Genomic DNA, 14,694 nt, shown 5'->3' with positions numbered 1-14,694 from the left:
TGTAGTTCATTCTTAACTCATGAACTTTTCACAAGATAAAGCCAAACAGCAGCTTTCTAGATCTTGTCAGTTTAAAGAGATCTTCAAAAAAAAATTAAAATTATTGAAAGGCGTTGAAATAATTTGTTGAACTGCACCGCCATCAGGTCGCAGTGAAGGTCACAGTTCCAATGGCGTCTTCCTTCGTGCCGTACAGTATGCTTATCGTGTAGGTATGATCTGCCTGGGTTTTAATAACGAAGTAATCACCAGCTCCGACCTTCGCACCAGTTCCAAGATCGATTAATTCTACCGAGTAAGCAACAGCGGGCGCGATTCCTGATACAGTCCCACCTGACAGTAATTCTGATGTATCTGAAGCAGTGTTATTAACGACTGCGAGCTTGCAATCAGACCAGAATACCTCTCGGTCAATTGAGATTACACTGATTTTGTAAGTGTTTTCCGCGGTTTTCTCATAATTTAGCGCTGCAATTGGTGGATTCGAAGACGGCCCTCCGAATCCCATCACCATGACGTACAGCACAGCGGCCAATACAACAGTAATGGCCACCATGAGGATCGTCGCGATGACTGGGGAAACTGCTTCAGAATCCCTTCTCATTTTCCAAATCCTTTTCATTCTTTTGTCCTCCTATCGTAGGCCAAGCCTACGTTGGTAGATATTTTTGTATCGTTGATTATAAAACTTTCTATTTAGATATCAATTCAGATTGCACGAAATCGACTGATGGCGAACTACTGATAATATAAAATTCGACTATTGTCGAAATGAAGAACCTTTTGGAATTCATGAATGAAGCGTTAATAATATTACGAAGCTGTCATCAGATTGAAGAACTGTACATGGGTCCCCTCGTTTTGCGAAATTTCTCGAAATCGCTCGAGGATTCAGCTTCGATCAATGCATAATCACAACTCGACTTCCTCAAAAAAAGATCTGTAGCGGATATAAGGCGATCGCCACAAAACATCTATCACGAAAAATCTACATATTCGTCTACGAGCAGCGAGAGCGTTTCCCTCGCTTCGTCCTTCGTCTGCTCTTTGATAAACATGAGCACAGAGTGCGCTCCTTTCGACCTCAGCATGTTCAGCAGCACTTGCAAAAACTCCGAAAGGATACCTAAACCGTTGTGCGCCTCTAGCGCGTTAATAGAATCGATGATGACGAGGGGATTTTTCGCTGTATTCTTCCGCATGAAATAATCAACCTTCAGAATGATGTTCTCTAACATCGTTGGTCTTTCGATGTAATCGATCGCTCCCGACGGAGCTGCTTCTCCGAAAATCATCCTGGTCACGCAATCGATAAAGCGGATCCTTGCGGTATCAACGCTCAACGCTTCCAATGCGTTGATCATGGTGGAAGATGGCAGGGATGCAAGAAGGTAGATGCACTCCAAATTTTTCGTCTTTGCGAAATTGTCAATCAGCTCAGCAATGAGGTCGAAATACTTATCCATAGGAACTTCCAAGGCGAGTGCTGAAGCAGGAGCTAAAGATTTCAACTTATTCTTTAAATCATGTTGAGAAGCGCTCTCCTTATCCTTTTTTTCCGCGCTCATCTGCTGCCGCCTCTCAGTAGCGGAGTGGCCAAGACCCCGCAGCTTGTCAAATCAATGACGTACCTCGATCTTGAATGGTCGACTCCCCTCATCTTGATCACCTGCATTGTCCTCAGCAAATCTCCTCGCCTCTCGAAATCGCCCATAAGTATCACTCCATCCGCCACCGCTAGCTCGCTTCCCTTCAACTCATCAGCGGTGACCATTGCAGTACATTTTGCCTCAAAGAGAATTGAGCTCAGCCTCGAGAGTACCTTAGGGCCTATTGGCACGCCGTTGCTCTGCCCAGAAAAACTGCTGAACGAATCGATAACGAGCCTGCTCGCATTGATTTTCCTTATTTTATCCCCTATTAAATCAGCCAGCCTCATCCCTTTTTCCAAGGAATCAAGGATCAACGCATCACCGATGGAGCTTTCAAAAGCATCGATGTGCAGAATGTTCAACCTACCATCTTCTAGCATCTTCCTGTCAAAGAAGTCGAAACGATCGATGCTCGATAGAATCTTTTCCACAGGCGAGACAGTCGATACGAAAATTCCCTTTTCGCTAGCGATTGCCCCTCTGATAAGAAATTCTAATGACAATGTAGTCTTCCCCGTGCCAGAGGCGCCGATCACAAGCACGACATGTCCGACCGGGACTCCTCCTCCAAGAATTCTGTCGAGGCACTCAATACCGGTCGCGCACAACTTCCTTTCCTTCTGCAATGACTGCATTTGCTGGACAATATTCGATTGCCCTATTATAGCATTTTCTAAGGAACCCCATGAAAGTAAATCAGATACATGTTGATCTCGCAAGAATTCGATTCTCATGGCGTATCCGCCACATGCTTTAAAAGTAACTTTGGCGCTAGATCAGACGGTCCAGCTAAGAGAAGATGGTGATTTACTGGAGATCATGTGAATTGTAGCTAATACCTCGCCAATAAATAACGATGATAACGTTCCCTTCGGTTCATCCGTTAGGCGAGAGGAGGATCACGTTGTAAGATCTCGTCTTCTCGTGGTAAATGACCTCAACGTCCACATGGAAAACTTCCTTGAGTCGCCGCGGCGTCAGCACCTCACCAACGCTACCGACAGAGTGGACCTTACCGTCGCTCAGCATAATGAGCTTGTCACAGTACCTTGCCGCTAAGTTGAGGTCGTGAGAGACGAGGATTGTCATCAACCTCTTCTCCTTCGTGATACTTCTCACGAGATCAAGGAGCTCGAGCTGGTGGTTCACATCGAGGTGAAGCGTCGGCTCGTCAAGAAGCAACACCTCAGGCTCCTGGGCCAACGCCCTGGCGATGATCACCCTCTGCAGTTCGCCGCCGCTCAGCTCGTCGACCACTCTCTCCGCCAAATGCAACGTGTTTGTGAGTGTCATCGCCCTCTTTACCACTTCAAAATCTTCCGGCTTCTCGCCCCCCATGACGTCCAAATGAGGGAACCTGCCCATGAGGATGACGTCAAAGACTGTAAACGGAAAGACCGTGGTTCGCTGCGGCACCACGCCGATCTTCTTCGCGATCTCCACCCTATCCATTTTCGAAAGGTCGGCGCCGTCAAGCATGACCGTTCCCGCCTTCGGCTTGAGCGACCGGTTGATGCACCTGAGGAGCGTTGTCTTTCCTGAGCCGTTTGGTCCTATGATGCCAGTAATCTCCCCCTCTCCCGCCTCGAAAGTCACGCTTTCGAGCGCATTGACGCTGTTGTACGAAAAACTCACATCCTTGATTTTCAAGAGCACCTTCACCACCCCGTGATTCTCTTTCTCCTGCGGAGGAGGTAGAGGAAGAAGGGGACGCCAAGGAGCGCGGTGATCACGCCCACCGGCAGTTCCGTAGGCTCTATGATCGTACGTGCAAATGTATCTACCGAGATAAGGAATATCGCGCCGACGATGCACGATGCGGGCAGAAGTAATCGGTGGTCGGGGCCGACGACAATGCGCATGATGTGGGGAATGATCAAACCAACAAATCCAATGATGCCGCACACCGAGACGGCAGCGGCCGTAACGAGGGAGGAGAGAACGAGTATGATCTTTTTGAATGTCTCCACCTCAAGGCCCAAATTCGTCGCCGTCTCCTCGCCCATGAGGATGAGGTTGAGGTGCCTGCTGAACGCTGAGGTGGCCACGATGCCCAATAATATCAAAGGCGCGGCGATCGCCACCTTATCCCAGTCGCTTGTCCAAAATCCACCCATGAGCCAAAATACGATCGTGCTCAATTTCTCGCCTGCAATGTACTGCATGAACGAGACCAGCGCTGAGAAAAGCGACCCGACGGCGATGCCGGTGAGCAGCAGCGTTTCTACAGGCGTCCTCCCCTGTACCTTCGCCACCTCGTAAACGAGGAAAATCGTTGCAAGGGCGAAGACAAACGCCAAGAGCGGTATCGAATAAATGCCCAGAGCCATCCCGATGCCCAAAACCATAGCAAGAGACGCACCAAATGCAGCGCCCGACGAAATGCCAAGGATGTAAGGGCTTGCCATGGGATTTCGGAAGAGCGCCTGCATAGCGGCGCCAGCAACAGAGAGAGCTGCACCAACAAGCCCGCTGAGGATCACGCGGGGCAGGCGCACCTCCAGGACGATTTTCCTGTAGAGCTCGTCGCTGGGTCCAGGAGAATTGGTGCCGAAGAGAATCTCAATAACGGTAAAGGGCGATATTTTCACCGGCCCTACGCACATAACCAGAATGACGAGAACGAAAAGCACTGCAATTAATGATATAATAATAATAAGCCTCTTGACTTTCTTCTGCGCGTAAAGCTCGTCGATGCTCCTCGTGTTCAATTAAGCCACCACAGCACTCTTGAAGCGCGGGTCTGTTGATCTCAAATCCAGCAGCCTTTCGCGGGTAAGGCAGGAAAAGGTGACGTTTGATAAGTACTTTCTTGCAACTCTTGCAGCCGCCTGCACCTCCTCCGCCAGCGGGTTTCTCCACTGGGATCCTGGAACCGGAACGTACCCAACGATGTGGTAGGGAATTTCTGGATCAATGGCGGAAATGAATTTCGCGATCCTTTCAATCTCATCGCAATCGATGTAACCAGGGATGTAAACACTGCTCGCATCGACCTTGATGCCTCTTTCGTACATCCTCATAAAATTATCAAGCACGCGTGCGTTCGAAGCACCAGTGTATTCGCGGTGAATCTCATCGGTGATGGCTTTAATGCTTACCGAGACAGCATCGATGTGCCTCGGCGGCATGTTCGATCCATTCGAATGCCCTATTTTTGTATAGGCGCGGAGCTCTTCGTGACAGAAGCGCGCCAGCTCCGGCAAATCTGGATTTGTCGTCGGCTCACCGCCGAGGAAGTGTACCCGAGTCGGATTGAGCTCCAGCAAAACCTTCTTCACGCGTTCCAGCGGGATCTTCTTCTCGTTTGGAATCGACAGAATGCTGTAGCAGCATCCCTTACAACTGAAATTGCAACCCCAGTTGTAAAGGCTCACTCGCCCATATTCGCGGGAGAAGGTGATTCTGTAGATCGCCATACGAGATGCACCATCAGTCAAAGAGTCCGGGATGGAACCACTTGGCAAGTTGCTCGAGTCCGAGAACCAATCGTGGGCTCGCCGTCAGCCACCCGCTCTCGATCTTATATACTTCATCATTCTGCACTGCACTGATCGTCGCCCAGCCACTCCTGCTCTTGACCGCTTCGATGGAGGCGCCGTAGCTCACGATGACGATGATGTCTGGATTTTTTTCTAGAATGTATTCGTTACTGAGCAGCGGATACCTTGCGCTTTCGTTGGCGGCAATGTTTATTCCTCCTGCCATCGTTATAAGTTCATGTGTAAATGTTCCTGGCCCGACGGTTTTCAGAGGCGTTCCCAGCTCATAATAAACGAGTGGTTTCTCGTCGTCAGAGAGCGCTGAAACTTTATCTACAACTGCCTGGATTCTCTCATTCATTTCCGCAATCACATCCTCAGCTTCGGCTGCTTTGCCGACAAGCGAGCCGATTGTTCTCACAAGGATTGTTACATTTTCAACGGACTGCGGATTGACCGTGATCACTGGTATTCCCAGATCTCCGATCTTTTTGTTCACCTCGGTGTTGTACCACCAAGCAAAGACGATATCTGGATTTAAACTCACGATGGTTTCCATGCTCGGATTCGATGCTTTGCCAACGTTCGTTTTGTTTGAAACTACCGACGGATATTCTTCGAGCTCGCCTGGCGCATTCTCGAAGCTCTCATTGCCGGCATTTGCATAATTAATGCTGTCCTGGTCAACGCCAACAAGCTTATCCCCTGCTCCGAGCGCTACGATAATTTCCGTACAGGCAGCGGAAAGCGATACGATTCGATTAGCCCCTTCGTATACTGGCGTCTCGGGTGTTGATGATTTTGCTAGATAATATCCCCCAGCAAACGCCAGGATGACGATTGCAGCGATGACAATTGTATATGTTGCTTTCACGTAATTCTTATTCATAAATGCCCCCCGATTCAAACAGTGCGTAACACTATTATCCGATAAGTAACACGATACTATTAAAATCTTCTCAGAATCGAATCGAGATTGCAGTAAACACCAATATCTTCGGATGGACACGGCTTGCACCTAGCATAGAAGATCGCAACAAGTACCACATGCGGCGCGTAGATTGATGCCTTCTGTTCATGATTCCTCTCGACTTCTTTTTCATGTTTTCCGCGCTTTGATCCCGTCAGCTGGCAAAATTCTCGACGAAGTCGAAAGGCACGATGGGATCTCAACTCACTTGAATTTCAGTCGTTCCATGCGCTATGACCGAGGCCGGCCAGCTTGCATTCGAGTAATGAAAGAAACATCAATCGGCTACCTCAAGCAGTCTGCTACGATGCTTCGGGCCCAAAGTTATTATATTGGATTGTGTATTAGTAACACGAAATAACGAATCGTAATAACGAATCGAATCTCCGCCTCAGGTCGCCAGAAAACGCTGGAAACCGGTACGACCAGTACTGCTGAATACCATCTATCTGCTAATGCCTCTGAACTCCCTCTAGACCACATGGACTCCGCATCTCTCGCTTCATAGGTTTGAGGTATCCTCCTATCCCCCTTGAATAAAGAACAGTGCGGAGTCCTGCGGTCAACTAATTTTTCCCTCACGCTACGAAGATTCACAGAAAGGGTTCAATAGAATTTCAGGAATCGAATTCCAGCAACGCTTAGCCGCGTGGCGGGAAGAATTAGGATTTGCAAAACCTCGATCCCCCTGAAATCCTCTTCTTTCCGAGCACTTCGCTCTTCTTCGATCTTTTAGATGCTCGCATAAATGCGCACCCGCACATACGTCTTTGCAGGTACCAAGAACGCTTGTTTGCTAGAAGCGTTTCCACGGCAACCGTTCAAAGAATTAATTAGAGGAAATGCGCCTATCGAATGGCGATGAAACCAGTTCTTCAAGTTGCGCTGGATATGATGCATCTCAAAAGAGCGATTGAGATAGGAAAGGAGGCAGTCGAAGGGGGCGCTGATTGGGTAGAGGCGGGCACCCCCCTGATCAAGAGCGAGGGGGCCGAATGCCTCAGGGCACTCAAGAAAGAATTTCCAGACCGTGTGCTCGTTGCAGATATGAAGACGATGGATGTCGGGGGATTCGAAGTGGAGATTGCAGCGAAAGCGGGCGCCGACGTCGTAACGGTGATGGGTCTCTCCGATGACGGGACCATTTCCGAGGCTGTTCTCACTGGCCGGAAGTACGGGACGCAAATCATGGTCGACCTCATGAATGTCGCAGATAAGGCGGAGAGGGCAAAGGAAGTCGAGGCGCTCGGTGCCTCGTATGTGTGCCTCCATGTGGGAATCGATGAACAAATGCGTGGAGGTAAATCACCGATTGATGTTGTAAAGGCTGTTGCGAGAGCCACATCCCTCCCCGTTGCCGTCGCTGGTGGCATCACTTCAGAAACTGCCGCGTTGTACATGAAGGCTGGCGCATCGATCATCATTGTCGGTGGGGGGATCATAAAGGCCGAGAACGTGAAAGAGGCCGCGAGGAAAATCAAGGAGGCGATCGAGAAGGGCGTGGTGGTTGCCTCAGAGCTCTCAAGAAAATACACCTCGGAAGAGCTCTTTGAAGCATTTTCGCGCGTTTCCACGCCGAATATCGCAGACGCGGCGCACAAGAGGGGGGTTATGAAGGGCATTGTTCCGAGAATCAAACACGGTAGAAAGATGGTAGGACGTGCACTCACAGTCCAGACGTCAAAGGGCGACTGGGCTAAGCCTGTTGAGGCCATCGACCGCGCCCAGAAAGGCGACGTGATTGTCGTGGACGCCGGTGGAAGCGACATCGCCGTGTGGGGCGAGCTCGCTTCGTGGAGCTGCAAACTAAAGGGCGTGGCAGGCATCGTTGTTGACGGGGCCGTGAGGGACGTCGACGCGATCGTCGAAATGGAGTTCCCGTGCTTTTCTCGATACGTCACTCCAGAAGCTGGAGAGCCTAAAGGGTTCGGTGGTATAGGCCTCGAAATTGTGTGCGGGGGGCAGGTGGTGAGGACTGGCGACTGGATCGTAGGGGATGAAAGTGGAGTCGTCGTCATCCCGCAGGAGCTCGCCGTTGAAATTGCAAATCGAGCAGTTGATGTGCATGAGAGGGAGAACAGGATAAGGGAGGAGATCAAGAAGGGGAGGACACTCTCGAGCGTGCAGGAGTTGGAGAAGTGGGAAAAGGTACAGTGATCAATCTCCACACCCACACCACATTTTCTGACGGCTTATTCGACATCGAGACGATAGTCTTCGAGGGTGCAAGAAACGGTCTTACACATGTAGCTATAACTGACCACTTTGAGACAACGAAGGTACGAAGCCTGAAACTGAGAGATTTCGAAAAGTACGTCGATGCGATCGAAACCATCAGAAGAAAATATGAGGGGACAATAGAGGTCTTGGCGGGTATAGAGATAGATACGAACCCCTACAGATGCGACTTCGTCAGCATACCAAGAAGGATCTTCGAGAGTCTTGACATCGCACTATTCGAGTATGTTGGCAACATTCCAGCAGGAGGCGCCAGCATCGAAACCGTTGGCGATTTCGCATCGAATCTCCCTGTCCAATGCGGGCTCGCTCATCCCGATTTTGAAGTTGCCTTCTCAAGCCGCGATCCTCATGAGCTCGCTAAAAAGCTCGGCGAGTACAATTTTTTCGTCGAGATCAACACTGCCAGAATTTATAGAAGAGATGGAGTTCCATATTATGAAAGAGCGGCGGACCTCATCTCGGAACTCAGGAGCTCTGTGAAGTTTTCGATCGGTACCGACGTGCATAGAACGATCTCCGAGATTTTCAACGTGAAAAATGCATATGAGTTCGCAAGAAGGCTCGGAATCTCTGATCGTCTCATCTATTAAGGAGGCCACAGCACCATGTCAGGAGAGGTCGTTCTATCGATGAGAACAAGTGATACGGCCTTGTTCTACATGCTTAAGAACCGCATGGAGATGCGAGAATCGCGCACAACATATTTGATGCCCGCAAAAACAATTGAAAATCGACTTGTTCAAATAGATATAAATTATATAAAAAATGAAAAGGAATTTCTCAGACCCCTCAGAAGGGCATTCCCATCTTGCTCGCCATCTGCTTGAGGCGCTTTATCCTCTCAGGAATTGGCGGGTGCGTCGAGAAGAGGCGAGAAAACCCACTGGAGCCAAATGGATTGACGATCCATATAGAAGATGATGCGGGGTTGCCGAACTCAATTGGCTTCCGCTTGTTGTAGGCATCCAATTTCTCAAGAGCCCTCGCGAGGCTCATCGGCCTACCGATGATCAGCGCTCCCTCCTCATCAGCGAGGTACTCACGGCTTCTCGATATCGCGAGCTGAATGAGGAGAGCTGCGATCGGCGCCGTTATGGCAACGATGAGCGCTATTACCGCAGCGGACGAGTCCCTCCGCTGCCCTCCTCCGAATATCATGCTGTACCAGAAAGACCTTGCGGCGAAGGATATCGCACCTGCCAGCGTTGCGGCAATGCTCATGACGAGGATGTCCCTGTCCTTGATGTGTGCGAACTCATGAGCAATAACACCTTCGAGCTCGTCGTCATTGAGAGTCTTGAGGATTCCTTCAGTAGCAGCCACGACCGCGTTGTTCGGATTGCGGCCAGTTGCAAATGCGTTTGGAGTTTCACTCGGTATGATAGCGACTTTCGGCATTGGCATGTCGGCTTTAAAGGCCACATTCTTCACAATTCTGTACAATCTCGGCGCTTCCTTCTCCGTCACAATCTTTGCTCTATATGAGAGAAGGACTATCTTTGAAGAGAAGAAATAAGCAAAGAGATTGATGACGGCGGCTATGGCAAGAAAGAATATTGCTCCAGCAATCCAGTTCCCTACGAAGAGGCTACCGATGGCCCAACCTATGACGATGAATAAGCCGAACATGAATGCGAAAAGCAACGCAGTGCGTACATAAGCGCCCATTGTCTCACCTGTCATCGCATCAATCATGTAACTTCTATTTATTTCTATCCCTCAATCTCCCGATATCTGGATTGATCGAATTACTCGGCGAGATTTGCCCCAAACATATTGGGTCGTTACATCAAGACCGAGCTGTGGCACCGCACATGTTTTCGAGGGTAGAATGTAACTTGAAAGAAATCACGAAGCTACGTAAACAACCTTTCGACCCCGCTGCTCCGCCTTGATCCTGCCCTTTTCTACAAGCTCGTCGATCATATGAGAGAGCATGTCTTCATCGATGCCGACAATTCTGAGTAGGTCGTTAAATGTTTGACCCCCTTCTACTCTAGCACTCTCAACAATCTTACTCTTCGTTTTCTCTATAAGCTCGCGCTCTTGAATTTCTCTCAATTCCTTTTCTCTCTGAGCGGCTATACGGTCGATTTCGGCTCGCACGAGTTCCACAGCTCTAGCCCTGAACTTCTCGACATCGATTTCAAGGAGGTTCAACAGCTCGTCAACATTAATGCCAAGTACACGCCACAATTCCATCCTTTCTCTGTAATTTGTCGCCTTGGCTTGGGGTGCCTCGGCAGGTCGGGTCATGGACGGAACATAAATGACACCCGCATTCCTTAAAGACTGGTGGAGCTGCACCAGCTTTTCGTTAAATTCACTTTCGCTCGCAACAGAAATCTCAAAAACCGGTGCTCCTTCAATCTTCCTGAAGCCTGCTTCCTCGAAAATCATTTGGATTTCGGCAGGTGCTTTACCTTCGCTACTGTACTCTACCTTGATGAACGCTTTCATCCGTATCGAGCAAAAGCATATCTTTCAAGTATAATAAATATTAATGTAAGTTTATTAGCCAATAGTCGTCGAAGAACCGACCCCAATGATTCTATTTTCCTTTTTATTGGCAACGCATGCACATAAATGAATCAAACGCTGACATTCTCGATAGAAAGTGCTGATATTCGACGAGGCGTGAAGAGCACAAGTAGAGTGCCAGTGAAGAACTTCAAAAGCAGCGCTCTTCTGATCAACTCGCAGATAAAGTAATCCACAAGAGTAGCAGCGACGGAGGGGGTCCGACAAGAATCTTATTAAGAATTGGTAATTTTATTCTCAAGAAGCACCATGAAATCAGATCACGCCGCTAGCTCAAATGACACGGAATTCATAATAAACCAGTTCAAAAAGTACTATCTCGAATCTCCTCCTCCGCCACCAGACAGGTTCGGGCGGCGTGAATTCGGCTTCATGTTTTTTGAGAAGGAATTTGTCCAGAGGCATATCGCCTTTTCGAAATTGAATGATCTTCACTCATTCCTTGTTTCGCGCGTTCCGGCTCATGTTTACTATTCTTCTGCGTATTACGAATTCCCTTCTGCACCCACTATGGAAGCGAAGAAATGGTTGGGAGCGGACCTCGTTTTCGACCTCGATGCTGATCACCTGAAAGGTGCCGAAAACCTAGCTTACGGTGATATGCTCGCGGCGGTGAAGAGGGAGATTATCAGGCTCCTTGACGACTTCCTCATGGGCGATCTAGGATTTTCGTCCGATAGCATCCGAATCGTCTTCTCAGGCGGTAGGGGTTACCATGTCCATGTACACGATGAGCGTGTTATTGGCCTCAAAAGCCACGAGCGCAGGGAAATCGTAGACTACATCACAGGCACCGATTTGGATGTCGAGTGGGTGTTTCCAACAGAGGTCTTTGAGAAGAGGCAGTTCAAACACATCACAAAGGTGGGAATTTCGAGGAAAATCCCACCCCTGGGTTCTGTCGCATGGCGCAAACGCTTCCGAATCGGTCTCGAATCACTGCTAGATGAGATCAGAGATTTGAGCATACAAGAGATGAAGGAACGGTACGATGCGCTGAAGTCGTATCCTGATAAGCTCATTGAGAAGATGATCGAAGATCTCTCAGATGATGATTGGACAGCAGCAAGGAGGATTTTTGAAAAGAATACGCTTGAGGTTTTCTCGTCTGACAAAATAAGAGAGCTCTTCGTGAATTTTGCCTTCAATACGCTCAAGTCAAGAATGGCTGGGCACGTTGATGAGCCGGTCACAAGCGATATCAAAAGACTTATCCGATTGCCTTTTTCGCTGCATGGAAAAACTGGTCTTGTTGTTGTTGGAATGGACAGGGATGGGCTCGATAAATTTGAGCCGTTGCGGGATGCTGTTCCCAAAATTTTTGCAGATGATCCCGTGAGAATCCATGTGCATCGCAGAGTTGACATCAGATTGAAGAACGAGAGGTTCGTACTTGAAGGCGACACAGAAGTGCCAACCTTTGCTGCATTGTTTTTGATCTGCAGAAAGGAGGCGACGCTGGCATAAGTTGAGGCAAAGCCGACTGCACCGCATTTCCGAGCACGCGCAAGTACTTATTCAATTTGTAGCACCTAGTCATGTCGATCGGCCAACTCAAAGGCTGGAGCGTTGGGACCGCCTCCAAAGCCAGTCAGAGCAACCCAACGAAAAATATATATTCGTTCCAGATCATGCTTCGTATCGAATCTAATGGAGGGCGGACGCGAGGCATTGGAGGGCGGATGGCGCTTAACGCGCATTCGCCGGGTTAAGTTCTATTTATACATCACACAGGTCATTTTTGCCATTGTGGTTGTTTTTCTGCTCATCTTTAATGCTGAGGCTTTTTCTTTAAAGCCTTTCTATTTGCCTATCAACTCGTTCATATATTTCCTTCTTTTAATGGGCGTGATCATTGGCGCCGAAAGCTTCTATTTCAGAAGCTTGGAAATCAGGCTTGTGAAATCGATGAGCTCAAAAGCCTACATGGCAAAGCGCTTCATAAGGAGAAGCGTGCTCATCATCGTGATTTGCGTTGCCGTCATTGCCGTGCTCAGGGTGCCATTTATTTTCAACGCTATTGAAGGTGCATTGAGCACGAGCGGAACAGTATCGAGCACTCTAGAATTCATGAATAAAGACAACCTTGGTTTGATATCAGTCAACAGGATCACGATCGAAAGCCAGGGGAATGCTGCCAATGTTTACGTCGTGAGTTCTGAGTATTACCCCGCTTACGCCTCTGACATGAACTTCATAAAGCTGCACCGCATCAATTACCTTGAATGGACAGTCAATTCAACCAATCCAGAAATCACTTTCGACTTTCCAGATGCGACATACGGCACGTACTACATCGTTGTAGAGCATCTTGACAGTGATCAGACGCCACTCTCCTATACGCTGCACAAGAACGTCTCACACGTTTTTCTTGACTACGTTCCCTTCTTTGCGCTCCTCTTTATCGTGGTATATGGCGTGGCCATCGCTTATTTCGTGCTGATACGGAGGAAATACGCCCAGGAATCCATCTACAAATGATTGTCAATTAGTGACACGAAGGGCAGCAGTATTTTTGGAGCACAATCTATATACGACGAAGATTTCAGAATTCTTCCCAATCTGAGCGCGATGCCCAGATCTCCTTCTCTACGCACGTCCTATTAAGGGCATGATTTCCGCGCTGCCTCATTCAACCCAAAACGGTTGTGCTGGTCAGTGATTCGAACTCTTCGATACAAGATGAATCACTCGCTCGTCATCCAGTATCATATTACGGCAGAGAAGCCTCTAAGCATTGGTATTCAAAGAAAATGACAAGGGCATATAATGGCATATATAGAATAAATTGTAAGGACGTCGATCGCCCCGACTTGCCATTTCAAGTCGCAAGAAAGTAGGATGCAGACTTTTGGCGCCATTCCCTTTTCAACAGCGTTCGCGAACACCCTTAGTTACATTATGCAGTCCCTCGCAGTCGCTTTGGTTGGAAAATCTCCTTGATACCCTTCGAGTTCTTTTGAAAGGGTAGCAAAAGGCAATCCACATCCGCTCTCGCTAGAGTTGAATTTCATCGGGCTCGCAAAGAATGGCGTTAGCATCGACGATCAAAACCCATTCTGTTAACCTCAAGATGGTGGGCGCAAATGCTTCCGATACTAGGGAGTTTCTGCGGTCGCATCCGTCGCTGATAGGCATGCCGTTCGCATTTTTTCGAAAAGGAAATCTGCAGTGAGCAGGAGTTCTGTTGGAGATTTTAAAGGAAGGGGTATGCACACATATTCTACGCCCCAACGGATGCACATGAGTCCGCAACGATCCCGAATTACCGACATCGATTGGAATTTCTCGCTAGGAGAGTACCCAGTGAACTTACATATCGTGTTTTTCTCTTTATTAAGAGGATTATTTAACCAAAATATTTATTCGAGTGAAACATTTCCACACACCGGAGATTCCATGAAAGCGTTCAGGGTGATAGGTACTTTCAAAGTTGGCCCCAAACGCAAGCAGTACTTCAGCATCGAAGTGGCGGCGAAGGATAAAGATGGTGCGATCCACACGGTGTTCTGCAATCTTGGAAGCCGACACAGATTGCCAAGAAGAGCAATCCAGCTGAGTGAGATCAGGGAGCTGAGCCCTGATGAGATTGAGAACTCAGTGGTGAAATATCTTGTGGGAGTGACGGAATGAGCGAAAGAGAATTACAGGAATCGCTTGCACTCCTCGAGCTTTACAGAGCACAGATCGAGGGGCTCGTGGAGCAGCAGCAGATCGTCCAGGCATCAATCGAGGAACACCTCAGGGCGAAGTCCACGCTAACTGGTGTGTCAAAAGCAGAAGAAGGTGCCGAAGTCCTCGTTCCCGT

The 14,694-nt window shown here is 48.7% G+C and carries 17 protein-coding genes; 5 read left to right on the top strand and 12 right to left on the bottom strand.

All coding sequences use genetic code 11. From position 1 onward, the window contains the following. Nucleotides 1-142 precede the first annotated feature (142 nt). The 9 genes from QW087_04880 to QW087_04840 form a co-directional block, all read right to left on the bottom strand. Nucleotides 143-622, bottom strand: a complete 480-nt coding sequence (locus tag QW087_04880; protein ID MEM2944055.1) for a type IV pilin N-terminal domain-containing protein — start codon at nucleotides 620-622, stop codon at nucleotides 143-145. Between the two features lie 355 nt (nucleotides 623-977). Further along, nucleotides 978-1,568 (bottom strand): hypothetical protein, encoded by a 591-nt coding sequence (locus QW087_04875; GenBank protein MEM2944054.1) that lies wholly within the window; start codon nucleotides 1,566-1,568, stop codon nucleotides 978-980. Next, nucleotides 1,565-2,386, bottom strand: a complete 822-nt coding sequence (locus QW087_04870; protein MEM2944053.1) for an ATPase domain-containing protein — start codon at nucleotides 2,384-2,386, stop codon at nucleotides 1,565-1,567. The genes QW087_04875 and QW087_04870 overlap by 4 nt, the downstream gene beginning before the upstream one ends. 142 nt (nucleotides 2,387-2,528) lie before the next feature. Next, complete coding sequence (locus QW087_04865; GenBank protein ID MEM2944052.1) at nucleotides 2,529-3,302, bottom strand: ABC transporter ATP-binding protein; 774 nt, start codon at nucleotides 3,300-3,302, stop codon at nucleotides 2,529-2,531. Nucleotides 3,303-3,310: 8 nt separating this feature from the next. Continuing rightward, nucleotides 3,311-4,363, bottom strand: a complete 1,053-nt coding sequence (locus tag QW087_04860; protein MEM2944051.1) for an iron chelate uptake ABC transporter family permease subunit — start codon at nucleotides 4,361-4,363, stop codon at nucleotides 3,311-3,313. After that, the gene (locus tag QW087_04855; protein MEM2944050.1) at nucleotides 4,364-5,071 is read right to left on the bottom strand and encodes a radical SAM protein; all 708 of its coding nucleotides are present in this window, start codon (nucleotides 5,069-5,071) and stop codon (nucleotides 4,364-4,366) included. It lies immediately after the preceding gene. A gap of 13 nt (nucleotides 5,072-5,084) precedes the next feature. Continuing rightward, entirely contained in the window at nucleotides 5,085-6,023 is a 939-nt protein-coding gene (locus tag QW087_04850; protein MEM2944049.1) for a helical backbone metal receptor, read from the bottom strand. A 59-nt stretch (nucleotides 6,024-6,082) separates the two neighbouring features. Next, the gene (locus QW087_04845; GenBank protein ID MEM2944048.1) at nucleotides 6,083-6,307 is read right to left on the bottom strand and encodes a hypothetical protein; all 225 of its coding nucleotides are present in this window, start codon (nucleotides 6,305-6,307) and stop codon (nucleotides 6,083-6,085) included. 124 nt (nucleotides 6,308-6,431) lie between these two features. Beyond that, the gene (locus QW087_04840) at nucleotides 6,432-6,686 is read right to left on the bottom strand and encodes a hypothetical protein (protein MEM2944047.1); all 255 of its coding nucleotides are present in this window, start codon (nucleotides 6,684-6,686) and stop codon (nucleotides 6,432-6,434) included. Nucleotides 6,687-6,965: 279 nt separating this feature from the next. Here QW087_04840 and hxlA point away from each other — a divergent pair, with 279 nt between their 5' ends. Beyond that, on the top strand, nucleotides 6,966-8,261 hold the full coding sequence (gene hxlA, locus QW087_04835) for a 3-hexulose-6-phosphate synthase (GenBank protein ID MEM2944046.1): 1,296 nt from the start codon (nucleotides 6,966-6,968) through the stop codon (nucleotides 8,259-8,261). Then, nucleotides 8,243-8,935 carry a PHP domain-containing protein gene (locus tag QW087_04830; protein ID MEM2944045.1) on the top strand — a complete coding sequence of 231 codons (693 nt, stop codon included), beginning with the start codon at nucleotides 8,243-8,245 and terminating at the stop codon, nucleotides 8,933-8,935. Before hxlA ends, QW087_04830 begins: the two co-directional genes overlap by 19 nt. Nucleotides 8,936-9,134: 199 nt before the next feature. On the opposite strand, the gene QW087_04825 is transcribed toward QW087_04830, so the two are convergent. The 3 genes from QW087_04825 to QW087_04815 form a co-directional block, all read right to left on the bottom strand. Further along, complete coding sequence (locus QW087_04825; protein MEM2944044.1) at nucleotides 9,135-10,040, bottom strand: zinc metalloprotease HtpX; 906 nt, start codon at nucleotides 10,038-10,040, stop codon at nucleotides 9,135-9,137. Between the two features lie 153 nt (nucleotides 10,041-10,193). Continuing rightward, nucleotides 10,194-10,805, bottom strand: coding sequence for a hypothetical protein (locus QW087_04820; protein ID MEM2944043.1), 612 nt, complete (start codon nucleotides 10,803-10,805; stop codon nucleotides 10,194-10,196). Between the two features lie 131 nt (nucleotides 10,806-10,936). Further along, nucleotides 10,937-11,062, bottom strand: coding sequence for a hypothetical protein (locus tag QW087_04815; protein ID MEM2944042.1), 126 nt, complete (start codon nucleotides 11,060-11,062; stop codon nucleotides 10,937-10,939). 73 nt (nucleotides 11,063-11,135) lie between these two features. On the opposite strand from QW087_04815, the gene priS reads away from it, so the two are divergent. The 3 genes from priS (at nucleotide 11,136) to rpl18a (ending at nucleotide 14,519) form a co-directional block, all read left to right on the top strand. Then, the gene (priS, locus tag QW087_04810) at nucleotides 11,136-12,353 is read left to right on the top strand and encodes a DNA primase catalytic subunit PriS (protein MEM2944041.1); all 1,218 of its coding nucleotides are present in this window, start codon (nucleotides 11,136-11,138) and stop codon (nucleotides 12,351-12,353) included. Nucleotides 12,354-12,536: 183 nt separating this feature from the next. Then, complete coding sequence (locus QW087_04805; GenBank protein ID MEM2944040.1) at nucleotides 12,537-13,367, top strand: hypothetical protein; 831 nt, start codon at nucleotides 12,537-12,539, stop codon at nucleotides 13,365-13,367. Nucleotides 13,368-14,285: 918 nt separating this feature from the next. Beyond that, nucleotides 14,286-14,519, top strand: a complete 234-nt coding sequence (gene rpl18a, locus QW087_04800; protein MEM2944039.1) for a 50S ribosomal protein L18Ae — start codon at nucleotides 14,286-14,288, stop codon at nucleotides 14,517-14,519. The last annotated feature ends 175 nt before the right edge of the window (nucleotides 14,520-14,694 follow it).

The sequence above is a fragment of the Methanomassiliicoccales archaeon genome (assembly GCA_038850735.1).
Lineage (GTDB): Archaea > Thermoplasmatota > Thermoplasmata > Methanomassiliicoccales > JACIVX01 > JACIVX01.
This window is presented reverse-complemented; position numbering and strand designations above follow the sequence as displayed.

Coding starts and splice junctions, on each gene's coding strand:
- QW087_04875 (MEM2944054.1), bottom strand. CDS start 1,568: ATGAGCGCGGAAAAAAAGGATAAGGAGAGCGCTTCTCAACATGATTTA.
- rpl18a (MEM2944039.1), top strand. CDS start 14,286: ATGAAAGCGTTCAGGGTGATAGGTACTTTCAAAGTTGGCCCCAAACGC.
- QW087_04805 (MEM2944040.1), top strand. CDS start 12,537: ATGGAGGGCGGACGCGAGGCATTGGAGGGCGGATGGCGCTTAACGCGC.
- hxlA (MEM2944046.1), top strand. CDS start 6,966: ATGAAACCAGTTCTTCAAGTTGCGCTGGATATGATGCATCTCAAAAGA.
- QW087_04870 (MEM2944053.1), bottom strand. CDS start 2,386: ATGAGAATCGAATTCTTGCGAGATCAACATGTATCTGATTTACTTTCA.
- QW087_04850 (MEM2944049.1), bottom strand. CDS start 6,023: ATGAATAAGAATTACGTGAAAGCAACATATACAATTGTCATCGCTGCA.
- QW087_04825 (MEM2944044.1), bottom strand. CDS start 10,040: ATGATTGATGCGATGACAGGTGAGACAATGGGCGCTTATGTACGCACT.
- QW087_04820 (MEM2944043.1), bottom strand. CDS start 10,805: ATGAAAGCGTTCATCAAGGTAGAGTACAGTAGCGAAGGTAAAGCACCT.
- QW087_04880 (MEM2944055.1), bottom strand. CDS start 622: ATGAAAAGGATTTGGAAAATGAGAAGGGATTCTGAAGCAGTTTCCCCA.
- priS (MEM2944041.1), top strand. CDS start 11,136: ATGAAATCAGATCACGCCGCTAGCTCAAATGACACGGAATTCATAATA.
- QW087_04855 (MEM2944050.1), bottom strand. CDS start 5,071: ATGGCGATCTACAGAATCACCTTCTCCCGCGAATATGGGCGAGTGAGC.